This is a genomic window from Cellulophaga sp. Hel_I_12, assembly GCF_000799565.1.
Taxonomy (GTDB): Bacteria; Bacteroidota; Bacteroidia; order Flavobacteriales; family Flavobacteriaceae; genus Cellulophaga.
The window spans coordinates 969,009-981,796 of the sequence record NZ_JUHB01000001.1; the positions used below are offsets into that span (position 1 = coordinate 969,009).

Annotated in this window: 14 protein-coding genes; 12 read left to right on the top strand and 2 right to left on the bottom strand. The window is 35.6% G+C overall.

The genetic code is table 11. The features are described 5' to 3' along the window. Positions 1-100: 100 nt before the first annotated feature. A complete protein-coding gene (locus GQ45_RS04445; RefSeq protein ID WP_047415445.1) occupies positions 101-637 on the top strand; it encodes a histidine phosphatase family protein in 537 nt (178 codons plus the stop codon). Here GQ45_RS04445 and GQ45_RS04450 read toward each other — a convergent pair. Continuing rightward, on the bottom strand, positions 634-1,374 hold the full coding sequence (locus GQ45_RS04450) for a DUF6503 family protein (RefSeq protein ID WP_047415447.1): 741 nt from the start codon (positions 1,372-1,374) through the stop codon (positions 634-636). The genes GQ45_RS04445 and GQ45_RS04450 overlap by 4 nt on opposite strands. Before the next feature lie 119 nt (positions 1,375-1,493). Here GQ45_RS04450 and smpB point away from each other — a divergent pair, with 119 nt between their 5' ends. From smpB to GQ45_RS04465, 3 genes are all read left to right on the top strand, one after another. Continuing rightward, on the top strand, positions 1,494-1,955 hold the full coding sequence (smpB, locus tag GQ45_RS04455) for an SsrA-binding protein SmpB (protein ID WP_047420030.1): 462 nt from the start codon (positions 1,494-1,496) through the stop codon (positions 1,953-1,955). Between the two features lie 52 nt (positions 1,956-2,007). Next, positions 2,008-2,883, top strand: a complete 876-nt coding sequence (locus GQ45_RS04460; RefSeq protein WP_047415449.1) for a bile acid:sodium symporter family protein — start codon at positions 2,008-2,010, stop codon at positions 2,881-2,883. Positions 2,884-2,948: 65 nt separating this feature from the next. Further along, positions 2,949-3,908, top strand: coding sequence for an L-threonylcarbamoyladenylate synthase (locus tag GQ45_RS04465; protein WP_047415451.1), 960 nt, complete (start codon positions 2,949-2,951; stop codon positions 3,906-3,908). Here the strand turns inward: GQ45_RS04465 and GQ45_RS04470 are convergent. Next, complete coding sequence (locus GQ45_RS04470; RefSeq protein WP_047415453.1) at positions 3,905-4,546, bottom strand: protein-L-isoaspartate(D-aspartate) O-methyltransferase; 642 nt, start codon at positions 4,544-4,546, stop codon at positions 3,905-3,907. The two genes, GQ45_RS04465 and GQ45_RS04470, sit on opposite strands and share 4 nt — an antisense overlap. Before the next feature lie 147 nt (positions 4,547-4,693). On the opposite strand from GQ45_RS04470, the gene GQ45_RS04475 reads away from it, so the two are divergent. The 8 genes from GQ45_RS04475 (at position 4,694) to GQ45_RS04510 (ending at position 12,787) form a co-directional block, all read left to right on the top strand. Further along, a complete protein-coding gene (locus tag GQ45_RS04475; RefSeq protein ID WP_047420032.1) occupies positions 4,694-5,653 on the top strand; it encodes a Gfo/Idh/MocA family protein in 960 nt (319 codons plus the stop codon). Between the two features lie 146 nt (positions 5,654-5,799). Next, entirely contained in the window at positions 5,800-6,693 is an 894-nt protein-coding gene (locus GQ45_RS04480) for a 3-hydroxybutyryl-CoA dehydrogenase (RefSeq protein WP_047415455.1), read from the top strand. A gap of 372 nt (positions 6,694-7,065) precedes the next feature. Continuing rightward, entirely contained in the window at positions 7,066-7,716 is a 651-nt protein-coding gene (locus GQ45_RS04485) for a YggS family pyridoxal phosphate-dependent enzyme (RefSeq protein ID WP_047415457.1), read from the top strand. Between the two features lie 104 nt (positions 7,717-7,820). After that, positions 7,821-9,188: an exonuclease domain-containing protein gene (locus GQ45_RS04490; protein ID WP_047415458.1), complete on the top strand. Its 1,368-nt coding sequence runs from the start codon at positions 7,821-7,823 to the stop codon at positions 9,186-9,188. Positions 9,189-9,194: 6 nt separating this feature from the next. Then, positions 9,195-10,049 (top strand): ion transporter, encoded by an 855-nt coding sequence (locus GQ45_RS04495; protein ID WP_047415459.1) that lies wholly within the window; start codon positions 9,195-9,197, stop codon positions 10,047-10,049. Beyond that, positions 10,049-10,960 carry a tRNA (adenosine(37)-N6)-dimethylallyltransferase MiaA gene (gene miaA / locus GQ45_RS04500; RefSeq protein ID WP_047415461.1) on the top strand — a complete coding sequence of 304 codons (912 nt, stop codon included), beginning with the start codon at positions 10,049-10,051 and terminating at the stop codon, positions 10,958-10,960. The genes GQ45_RS04495 and miaA overlap by 1 nt, the downstream gene beginning before the upstream one ends. Beyond that, positions 10,950-11,453 (top strand): gluconokinase, encoded by a 504-nt coding sequence (locus GQ45_RS04505; RefSeq protein WP_047415462.1) that lies wholly within the window; start codon positions 10,950-10,952, stop codon positions 11,451-11,453. Before miaA ends, GQ45_RS04505 begins: the two co-directional genes overlap by 11 nt. Continuing rightward, on the top strand, positions 11,453-12,787 hold the full coding sequence (locus GQ45_RS04510; RefSeq protein ID WP_047415463.1) for a GntP family permease: 1,335 nt from the start codon (positions 11,453-11,455) through the stop codon (positions 12,785-12,787). Before GQ45_RS04505 ends, GQ45_RS04510 begins: the two co-directional genes overlap by 1 nt. Position 12,788 lies beyond the last annotated feature (1 nt).

Sequence of the window (12,788 nt, forward strand, 5' to 3'; positions counted from 1 at the left end):
AGTTCAATGTAAGTTCTTAAGTAGTAGAAAAACAATTTAAAACTAAAGCATAATTGACCATCAAGTTAACAACTTTGATTAAAAAATTAAAAAACCAGAGATGAAAAAAATTCAACTTTTTATTGTAACGATACTAACACTTTTTTTAGGCAGTTGTAAGGAAGATAATGCATCAGTTGCTGAAGCTGAAAATATAGATCCTGTTATTTCTACTTTTTATTTTATCCGGCATGCTGAAAAAGACCGAAGTAATCCCGAAAATTTAGATCCTGAATTAAATCAAGAAGGACTTGGTAGAGCTATTCGATGGGAACGAATCTTTAGTGAAATTCCCCTAACAACTATTTATAGTACGGATTACGAACGAACTAAAATGACTGCCGCACCTACGGCGATCAGCAAAGATTTAATAGTAAATACCTACAATCCTAATGCCATAGATATTCAAGAATTTAAAGACGCTAATCTCGGTGCGAATGTTTTAGTTGTGGGCCACAGCAATACCACTCCTGCCTTTGTGAATAAAATGATAGATGAAAATAAATATGCTGATATGGATGATTACGACAATAGCAGTCTTTTTATTGTACGTATTATTGATGGGAAAGCTACCGATATACGTTTAAAAATGGATTAATGATCCAAGATTACCGCAATATTTTCTAATTGAATATCTGATAAAAAAACCAGTTGATTCTTTTCAAATGCCTCAGCTGTTTGTAAAACAGTGATAGTCTCTTGTTCAGGTTTGTAATTTTTATAATCTACAAACCTAATCCCATTAACATACCGCTCATTGTAGGCTTCTCTGAAGCGAACACCTCCACCATCTGTGTGAAATTCATAAGCTAAATAATCTGGCTTAAAGGTTTCTGTATTTATCCAATACACATAGGTATCATCAAAATCATCACCGCCGTTTTCCTTATCAAAACCAATTTGAACCACATAGTAGTCTTTACCTTTTAGGCTTGTAGCTTTCAAAAGTTGTTTGTTTACTGCTGCATCATTTAATCGATAGGGTAATTGTGCAAAATAGTGTACCGAATTAACAGAATTACCGTAGACAGTTGCCAGGGAGTCCGATATTTCTATTTCCAAATTATCAACATAGCGCTGAAAACTATTGGTTCTTTTAATATCCATATAGCTCAAAGAGTCACTCTTGAAAATTCGCTTTAGAACGGCACCGTTTTCTTCTGATATGTACGTTTTATCTCTAAAATCAAAACGTATACTGCTATGCTTATACAGGTCGCCACCAGCTACTTCGATTGATTTATTGATGATCTCCTGCGCAGACCATTCTTTTTTAGTCGTGTTTTTACAAGCAGTCATAAAAAGCAGAAAAGATACTAAAGCGATGAACCTCATATTTTTTTATTTTAATAGTCCTACTATGATGTAAACATTACAAATTTCGACAAGAATTTTTAATTCTGTCCAAATTAGCTACTATTTATCGTTTAATTGTTATTATTTTTGTTCATGTGATACAAAAGAAGATAAATATAAAAAATAAAAGAGCCAGGTTTGACTTCGAAATTCTGGATACCTACACCGCTGGCTTAGTACTATCCGGTACTGAAATTAAATCAATACGCTTGAGCAAAGCCTCTATCTCAGAAAGTTTTTGTGAGTTTAATGATCGTGGTGAATTATTCATCATAAACATGCAGATCGATGAATACTCGCATGGCACCCATTATAACCACGCACCAAAAGCAGCACGTAAACTACTTTTAAATCGTGGAGAACTTAAAAAATTAGAGAAAGAAGTTAAAAACACAGGGCTTACGATTGTTCCACTGAATCTTTTTTTAAACGAAAGGGGTTTAGCCAAAATAAATGTTGCTCTGGCTAAAGGTAAAAAACTCTTTGATAAGCGAGAAACAATCAAAGATCGTGATAACAAAAAAAGTTTAGATCGAATTAAAAAAAGTTTTAATAATTAAGTCTACACTATTAATATAAGTAAAAGAACCAGCAACCAACACCCCATAATCCATGACCATAGCCGAACTAATCAGCAAGGTATTTTTACCCTTATCTTTAGCGATTATCATGTTAGGTATGGGGATGACCTTAATTACTGCCGATTTTACTCGAATACTGAAATATCCAAAAGCCATTTTTTTAGGCCTTACCAACCAACTTATCTTTTTACCTTTAATAGGTTTTATGCTGGCCATAGTTTTTGACCTAAACCCAGTGATGGCTGTGGGACTAATGATTTTAGCTACATGCCCAGGTGGTCCAACAAGTAATTTAATCACCCTTATTTGCAAAGGAAATATCGCTTTATCTGTTACGCTAACAGCTTTTTCTAGTATGATAAGCATTTTAACTATTCCTTTTATTCTACATTTTGCCATAGCTTATTTTGGCACTGATACCAATGTATTCATAAAATTACCCCTTGCTGATACTATGGTACAAATCATGGGAATAACAGTAATTCCAATTTCAATAGGAATGCTGGTTCGTAAATACAAGCCAAGTTTTGCCAAGCAAATGGAAAAACCTATGCGAATGGCATCGGCACTTTTATTCATTGCAGTCTTTATAGCCGTTATAGCCGCAAATTTCACAATCATTGGCCGGGGAATGAAGGAAGTAGGTTTTGTAACCTTACTCTTAAATTTACTTACGATGAGTGTAGGCTTCCTAACGGCAAAATTATTTAAGTTAAACCTCAAAAATGCTATTTCTATAACTGTAGAAAGTGGCATTCAAAACGGTACCTTAGCCTTTGTGATTGCTACCTCCATTTTAAATAATGTAGAAATGGGTATTCCGATAGGGGCCTATGCCATTTGGATGTTTATAACCGGTGGAATTTTAATGTGGTTTTGGGGTAAAAGAAAAGATATAACAACTTAAATTTGCACCATATATAAGCCACAGAGACTATAAAAATTTCAAAAGTCAACGAACAACGTGCCACTATGACCATTATCTCGAAAGATATTTCTAAGGCTATAAGCCTATTAAAAAATAATGCTATTGTAGCCATACCTACAGAAACCGTTTACGGCTTAGCTGGAAATATCTATAGTGAAAATGCAATTCGAAAAATATTTGAGGTAAAAAAAAGACCTCATTTTAATCCATTAATCGTTCATGTCGACTCCTTGAAAAAAGTAGAAGCATTGGTCAGTGAATTTCCTGAAAAAGCAAAATTGCTAGCAGAAGCCTTTTGGCCTGGTTCATTAACTTTAATCTTAAAAAAAAATAGCACTGTTCCTGATGTAGTGACCGCAGGAAAAGATACTGTAGCGATTAGAATCCCAAACCATCCTGTAACCTTAGGTTTATTACAGCAACTACCTTTTCCTTTAGCAGCGCCTAGTGCGAACCCATTTGGAAGTATTAGTCCCACTAGCGCCACTCATGTAGAAAATTATTTTAAAGATGCCATTGAAATGGTGCTAGACGGTGGTACTTGTAAAAATGGAATAGAATCGACCATTATCGGCTTTGAAAATAATGAACCTGTACTTTATCGCCTCGGATCTATTTCGATTGAAGAAATAACCAAGATCATTGGGGATATTAAAATAAAAAATAAGCAAGAAATAGCACCCAATGCCCCGGGTATGCTAGAACGCCATTATGCACCATCAACCAAAACATTTTTGGTACACGATGTAGCTCAATTTATCAAAAACTATCCTGATAAACATATAGGTGTACTAGTTTTTTCAAAAGCAATTGTGGCTCCTAACATCAAAAAGTTAGTCGTATTATCCAAGAAGAAAAATTTAAAAGAAGCAGCCTCAAAACTATACAAAAGCCTACATGACTTGGATAATTTACATCTAGATATGATTGTCACTGAGACTTTTCCGGATGTTGAACTAGGAAAATCGATTAACGACCGGCTGGAGCGCGCAACAAAAGATTAATTCTTGTCCTCTAACATCGGCACAAAACGAAAAGAACCAAATTCTTTTTTTTCAAATTCTAATTCTGATTTTCGAATAAATAAGGTCATTATTTGCTCGTCAATACCCACTGGAATTACAAGTCTACCTCCAATTTTTAATTGTGCCAGTAAGGGATTTGGGACATAAGGAGCCCCCGCAGTTACAATGATACCGTCGAATGGTGCTTCTGACTCTAAACCAATATAACCATCACCAAAAATGGTTTTTTTTGGCCTATACCCCATTTTAGTAAAGAATAACTTTGTTTTTTTAAACAGTTCTTGTTGACGCTCTATGGTAAAAACTTTAGCCTTTAAATGCAAGAGAACAGCCGTTTGGTAACCGCTTCCTGTTCCTATTTCAAGAATTTCATCATGCGGTTTCACCTGCAAAAGTTCAGATTGAAAGGCTACCGTAAAAGGCTGAGAAATAGTTTGCTCAGCACCAATAGGGAATGCTTTATCTTGATAGGCATGATCCTCAAAACTACTGTCTAAAAACAAATGACGCGGAATTGTTTTTATAGCGTCTAGTACTTTAGAATTCACAATACCCTTTTCAACTAGAATTTCAGCTAATTTATTGCGCATCCCTTTATGTTTGAGCGTATCTTTCAATGGAGTTTAAGTTTGGAAGAGCTAAGGTAAAGAAGACTTTATCAAAAAGAAAATAAAAGTTTCACATCAGGGCTATAAAACTTTATTTGATGCAAATTGGCGTTGCATATAGCCTTAAGTATCCTTATTTTTGAAAAAAATATTTTTATGCTAAAAGTTGGAGTGCTTGGTGCGGGTCATCTTGGGAAAATTCATTTACGTTTACTCAATCAATCTGAAAAATATACTTTGGTAGGTTTTTATGATCCTGATGCCATCAACGGTAAAAAAGTAGCTGACGAATTCGATTACAAGTATTTTGACAATATAAATACGCTTATTGATGCGGTTGATGTGGTCGATATTGTAACTCCAACCCTTTCTCATTTCGATTGCGCCAAAAAAGCGATGGAAAAAGGACGACATGTGTTTATCGAAAAACCAATTACCAATACCCTTGAAGAAGCAGAAGAATTACTTTTTTTAGAGAAGAAACACGCAGTAAAAGGTCAAGTTGGTCATGTAGAACGTTTTAACCCTGCTTTTTCCGCTGTAAAGGATAACATTCAAAACCCTATGTTTATTGAAACTCACCGATTGGCAGAGTTTAATCCTCGTGGAACCGATGTGCCGGTGGTATTAGATTTAATGATTCACGATATAGATGCTATTTTAAGTGTTGTTAACTCGAAAGTAAAGCAAATCAACGCTAGTGGCGTCTCTGTTTTGAGTTCTTCTCCCGACATTGCCAATGCCAGAATAGAGTTCGAAAATGGTTGTGTTGCCAATTTAACAGCCAGTAGAATTTCCTTAAAAAATATGCGTAAATCGCGCTTTTTTCAGAAAGATGCTTATATTTCTGTTGATTTTTTAGAGAAAAAAGTAGAAGTGGTTAAAATGAAAGATGCTCCAGAACATCCTGGAGATTTTGATATGATTCTTCAAAATGCAGAAGGCGTAAGAAAACAGATTTATTTTGAAAATCCTGATGTAGAAAATAACAATGCTATTTTAGATGAATTAGAAACTTTCGCGGACGCCATAAATAACAATACAACTCCAGTAGTTAGTTTGGAACAAGGCACGAATGCGTTGCGGGTAGCCTTACAGGTGATAGCTTCATTCTAGGCTGTAGGCTGTAGGCTGTAGGCTGTAGGCTGTAGGCTGTAGGCTGTAGGCAAAATAATGAAATAAGAAATTACAAGAACAACATTAGAATTAATTACAAACAAAAAAGCATAAAGCATAAAGCTTATAGCGTAAAGCACTAAAAAATGAAAAATATAGCAGTTATCGGGGCAGGAACAATGGGAAACGGAATCGCACATGTTTTTGCTCAAAACGGTTTTAAGGTCCATTTAATTGATATTTCAAGTGAGTCCTTGGAAAAAGGAATGGCAACAATCACTAAAAATTTAGATCGAATGCTCGCCAAAGAAGTAATTTCTGAAGCAGATAAAAAGACTACGCTAGCCCAAATTACCACCTTTACAGACCTTAAAGAAGGAGTCAAAACGGTTGACTTAGTGGTAGAGGCTGCGACAGAAAATATCGATTTAAAATTAAAGATTTTCAAGAATTTAGACGAGGTATGTGATGCTGATACTATTTTGGCGACCAACACCTCTTCTATTTCTATTACGCATATCGCATCCGTAACCAAACGCGCTGACAAAGTGATTGGTATGCACTTTATGAACCCAGTACCCATCATGAAATTAGTCGAAATTATTAGAGGCTACAATACCTCTGATGCTGTGACAAAAACAATTATGGAGCTTTCTGAACAATTAGGAAAAACACCTACGGAAGTTAATGATTACCCTGGCTTTGTGGCAAATAGAATTTTAATGCCTATGATTAATGAAGCTATTGAAACCTTATACAACGGTGTTGCTGGTGTTCAAGAAATTGATACGGTGATGAAATTAGGTATGGCGCACCCGATGGGACCTTTACAATTGGCTGATTTTATTGGTTTAGATGTTTGCCTATCCATCTTAAACGTTATGCACGACGGATTTAAAAACCCGAAATACGCCCCTTGTCCTCTGCTAGTCAATATGGTCATGGCACATAAATTAGGCGTTAAATCTGGTGAAGGCTTTTATGATTATACGCAGTCGAGAAAAGCAGAGCATGTGGCGAAGGCGTTTTTAAAGGGTTAAAAAAAACCTAACTCTCAAAGGGGGAACTCCTTATAGGTGTCGGTAGAAAATGTTTTGGGTTTACGCTATTTTTGGATAGTTCCAGTCTTGAAAATTGTAATGATACTTTTTCAAATAGTAAGTCTTGTTGAAAAGGATGAACATGCTTAGCTCAAAGTCAGAAGGCTTTATGAAACAGAGTGATTGAAAATGAGCGATTAAAAGAATCATCGTTGGCTTTTGAAATGAAGCACAGTATGGCCGCAGAATTCGCTACGTCATGCCACCATCACCATTGTGCTAAAAAAGTAGCTAACAAAACAATAAAATAACTTTCTCACTATAAAACCATCTAAACGATCAACCGTCAACGAACAACTTACAACAAAAAACATGTCGATTACAGAGAATCTAAATAACATAAAAAAAACAATCCCTGAAAACGTGACCCTTGTGGCCGTTTCAAAAACAAAACCGAATAGTGACTTACTAGAAGCCTACGAAGCGGGTCAGCGTATTTTTGGAGAGAACAAAGTGCAAGAAATGACCCAGAAATGGGAAGACTTACCTAAAGATATGGAGTGGCACATGATTGGTCATGTACAAACCAATAAGGTAAAATACATGGCAGAATATGTACATTTAATTCATGGCGTAGATAGCTTTAAATTATTAAAAGAGATTAACAAACAAGCGAAAAAGTACGATAGAGTAATTCCGTGTTTGTTACAAATTCACATCGCTAAAGAAGATACAAAGTTTGGTTTAGATGAAACGGAGCTTTTTGAAATATTAGCAAGTGATACTTTCCGAAATTTAAAGCATATTCAAGTAGTGGGGTTGATGGGGATGGCTACGTTTACAGACAACGAAGCTCAAGTTCGTGGCGAATTTCAATTTTTGAAATCGCTTTTTGATGCTGCTAAAAACAAAATTTCAAGCCTAAAGGTTTTATCGATGGGCATGAGCGGTGACTATAAAATTGCAATAGAAGAAGGCAGTACTATGGTTAGGATTGGCAGTAGTATTTTCGGAAGTAGATAAAAAGTTATTCTAAGTAGTTTCCTTATAAGCGAAAAAGTATCTTTACCAAAAATAACGAAACGTATTTGTTATAAATACGAATAATAGAATTCTGATTTAATTTGATGTACGCCGTATTAGATATTGAAACTACTGGAGGAAAATACAATGAAGAGGGTATTACCGAAATAGCTATTCATAAGTTTGATGGCCACGAGGTGGTTGACCAGTTCATAAGCTTAGTGAACCCTGAAAAAGATATTCAGCCTTTTGTGGTAAACCTTACGGGGATCAGCAATAAAATGCTGACTACTGCCCCGAAATTCTACGAAGTCGCCAAACGTATCATCGAAATTACCGAAGACTGTGTACTTATTGCTCACAACGCGCAGTTCGATTATCGTATTTTAAGAACCGAATTTAGGCGCTTAGGCTATAATTTTGAACGAAAAACCATTTGTACGGTCGAATTAGCTCAAAAATTACTGCCAGAAGCAGAATCGTATAGTTTAGGTAAGCTTGTACGCTCACTAGGCATTCCGGTAAGTGACCGTCATAGAGCTAATGGAGACGCTTTAGCTACTTTAAAACTATTTAAACTACTCTTATCTAAAGATTTGGATAAAACCATCATAAAAACGGTGGTAAAGGCTGAAACCCTTGGGGAACTTTCACCGAGACAACTAGATATTGTCGAAGAATTACCATCGGAAGTTGGTGTTTTTTATATGCACAATAAAGAGGCTGAAATTATTCTCTTGAACAAAAGCAGTAACATCAAAAAAAGAGTCAACCAGTATTTTACCAATAGCGGCAATAGAGCTCGTAAAATTCAAAAAGAAATGCGAAGTGTTACCTACGAAAAAACGGGTAGCGAACTTGTTGCACTTTTAAAAGAAAACGAAGAGTTGATCAGAAACAAACCAAAATACAACGCATATTACAAAAGACAGTTATTTTCTTTTGCGGTATATGCCGTACCTAATGAACAAGGGTATTTACAGTTAAAAGCCGAAAAATTAACGAATAACATTCACTTAAGGGTAACCACGTTTACGAGTTTAGAAGCTGCAGAGAATTTTCTGCACGCCATTAGAGATGAATTTCAATTGTGCAATAAATTAAACGGACTCTCACAAGCCAAAAGCAATTGTTCAAAATACGACGAGGGTACTTGTTTAGGCGCTTGTGTTCAAAAAGAAAATACAGAAGCGTACAATAAAAGAGTTCAAGAAGTCTTATTAAAGTATAGCTTAAACGATAAAAACATAGTCATTGTTGATAAAGGACGAGTTCTGGGGGAACAAAGTGTTATTTTAATTAAAAATGGTATCTTTAAGGGACTCGGTTTTTGTGATCTAAATTATCAAATCAATACGACAAAAATATTAGAAACAATTATTGCTCCTATGGACGGTAACGCAAACACCAACCATATCATAGAAACCTATTTAAGAAAAAGAAAAGTAAAACATATTCTAGACCTTAATTAAAGCCCATTGAAAAACAAAGGATCGCAAATTAAATGGAAAAGTAAAATTCATGAAATTATTTATGAAGCCGATACACCCATGGGTAAATGGTTTGATATTGCTTTATTTTTTTTAATTATCATTAGTGTTATCTTAGTAATGCTTGAAAGCATACAAGGTATTGATGCTAAATACCATAGCACTTTGTTAACCTTAGAATGGGTTGTTACCATATTTTTTACCATAGAATACATAGCCAGAGTTGTTAGTATTAAAAAACCTACTGAATATATTTTTAGTTTCTATGGGATTATAGATTTACTTTCTACGATTCCGTTATATTTATCGTATGTCTTAGCTGGATCGCAAGTGCTACTTGCCCTAAGAGCTTTTAGATTGTTGCGTGTTTTTAGAATCTTAAAATTAGTTCGTTTTTTAGGAGAAGCCTCACAATTAAAAAATGCTTTAAAAGCAAGCAGGGCTAAAATTACTGTTTTTCTATTTGCAGTGACCATTGTAGCCATCATATTGGGTACTTTAATGTATTTGGTAGAAGGCGAAGAAGCCGGCTTTACAAGTATCCCCACAAGTGTTTATTGGACCATTGTTACCCTAACGACAGTGGGGTATGGAGATATTGCTCCCATAACACCCCAAGGACAATTTCTAGCCACCATTATTATGCTTGTAGGTTATGGGGTTATTGCTGTACCGACAGGTATAGTAACGGTAGAATTTGGTAAGCATTTAAAAGGAAATTCGGCCGTTGGTGCCAAAGAAGGCACCTATGTACATGTGAATACACAAGCCTGTACTACTTGTGCCAAAGAAGGGCATCGAGACGATGCCTCCCATTGTTATAACTGCGGAAGTAAATTATAATGAAAAAAACCCTTATATCTGTTGTGGGTCCAACGGCTATTGGTAAAACTAAATTAGCTATCGATTTAGCGGTAAAATACAACACGGCCATTATTTCTGCAGATTCTAGACAGTTTTTTAAAGAAATGAAAATCGGCACTGCGGTGCCAACTTCTTCCGAATTAGCAGCAGCACAACATTATTTTATTCAACATAAAAGCGTATTAGATGCGTACTCTGTTGGCGACTTTGAACGCGAAGCCGTTGTTCTGATAGAGAAATTATTTCTAAAACATCAGATACTGGTTTTGGTTGGAGGAAGCGGATTGTATGTAAATGCTGTCACCAAAGGCTTAGATAATTTTCCTGAAGTAGCACCAGATATACGTGCAAGTTTAAATCAAAAATTAGCAACTGAAGGTATTTCTACTCTTCAAGAACTCTTAAAAAAAGAAGATCCTAGCTATTTTGAAAAAGTAGATTTACAAAACCCACACCGACTTATAAGAGCCTTAGAAATTTGTTTAGGTACTGGCAAACCTTATTCATCATTTTTAGCCCAAACCAAGTCAAAAAGAAATTTTAATGTAATTACCGTGGGTATTGAAGCTGATCGTGAACTAATTTATGACAGAATAAACCAACGAGTGGATATGATGTTAGCTAATGGTTTACTGGAAGAAGTAAAGTCGCTCCTCCCCTATAAAGATCTAAACGCTTTACAAACAGTTGGTTATAAAGAATTATTTAAGTATTTTGAGGCTGAATGGGAGTTAGATTTCGCGATTTCCGAAATCAAAAAAAACACGAGAAGGTTCGCGAAACGACAACTAACTTGGTTCAAGAAAAGCAAGAATACCATTTGGGTAAAGCACAATGAGAATTTGGACGAAATTTTAAAAAAAATAGACCACCACACGAATGAAAAATAACGAAGGTTTTGTATTTTTTGTCATGGGCGTCTCTGGTACTGGTAAATCCACCATTGGGAAATTATTAGCCGCAGATTTAGGCCTTCCGTTTTTTGATGGAGATGATTATCACCCCAAAGCCAATATTGATAAAATGGCGGCTGGAAAGCCTTTAAATGATAAGGATAGAAAAGATTGGTTGGTAAAACTAAATAGCATTGCTGTAACGCACCAGAAAGATGGGGCTGTTATTGCATGCTCTGCCTTAAAAAAGAGCTATAGAACTACCTTACACCACCAGTTAAAAAATCATTTTTTTATATTTCTAGAAGGTTCTTTTGATTTGATTTTAAACCGAATGGGGAGTAGAAAAGATCATTTTATGCCCACTGAATTACTGAACTCTCAGTTTGATGCTTTAGAAGTACCCGATGCTACTGAAGCTGTTATCAGGGTACCGATCGATAGATCTCCAGAACAAATTATTTCTGAAATAATAAAACAACTTAAGTAGTGGAAACTCAATTAATATTAGCTGTAGTTTTAGGTATTGCAATTCTGCTATTTCTAATTCTAAGACTTAAAATAAATGCCTTTATAGCCTTATTAATTGGTAGCATTACCGTTGGTTTAATTGCGGGATTGAACGCTAAAGAAATTATTGATACCATAAAAGACGGTATGGGGAGCACCCTGGGATTTGTAGCCACAGTGGTGGGTTTAGGGGCCATGTTTGGTGCTATTTTAGAATATTCAGGAGGTGCCAAAACTATTGCCGATTTCATGATTCGGAAATTCGGGTTAAAAAATGCACCTCTTGCGATGGTAATCTCTGGGTTTTTAATTGCAATTCCTGTGTTTTTTGATGTTGCATTTATTATTCTAGTACCTATGATTTATGCCTTACAACGTAAAACTAAAAAATCATTACTATTATATGCTATACCACTATTAGCAGGTTTAGCCATTACGCATGCTTTTATCCCCCCTACTCCTGGCCCCATTGCCGTTGCAGAAATCATTGGTGCAGAACTGGGTTGGGTTATTTTAATAGGATTTATCGTTGGAATCCCGACCGCATTACTTAGCGGATTGGTTTTCGGTAAATTTATTGCTCAGAAAATTCATGTCGAAGCCCCTGCAGAACTGTCAAAAAATGACAGTAATCAATTACCAAACATAAGCCTAACCCTATGGATTATTAGTACTCCAATTGTTTTAATTCTACTAAACACCTTTATCAGCAGTGGTATAATTCTTCATGTACCTTATGGATTACTTAATTTTATAGCACTTATTGGGCACCCATTTTCAGCATTAATCATTGCGAATTTATTGGCTTGGTACTTTTTCGGAATTAAAAGAAAAATTAGTAAAGAAAAACTCTTTAAAATTACTAGTAAATCATTAGAACCCGCCGGAACAATTATTTTATTAACGGGTGCAGGAGGTGTTTTCAAACAAGTTTTAACCACTACGGGCGCCGGAGAACTGTTGGCCACTTCATTGACAAATATAGGCTTCCCTATACTAGCTTTTGCCTTTGTAAGTGCTGCTATAGTGCGTATTATTCAAGGTTCTTCAACCGTTGCCATGATCACAGCTGCAGGTTTGGTTGCACCACTACTTGTTCAAACCAATTTCGGAGATGCTCAATTGGCCTGTTTAGTCATTGCCATCGCATCCGGGGCAAGTATTTTTTCTCACGTAAATGATAGTGGATTTTGGTTGGTTGGGCAATATTTAAAAATTTCTGAAAAAGAAACCTTTCAATCATGGACCATGATGACCACAATATTAGCTATAACCGGTTTTATCACAGTTTGCATCGTAAATGCTTTTCTTTAAA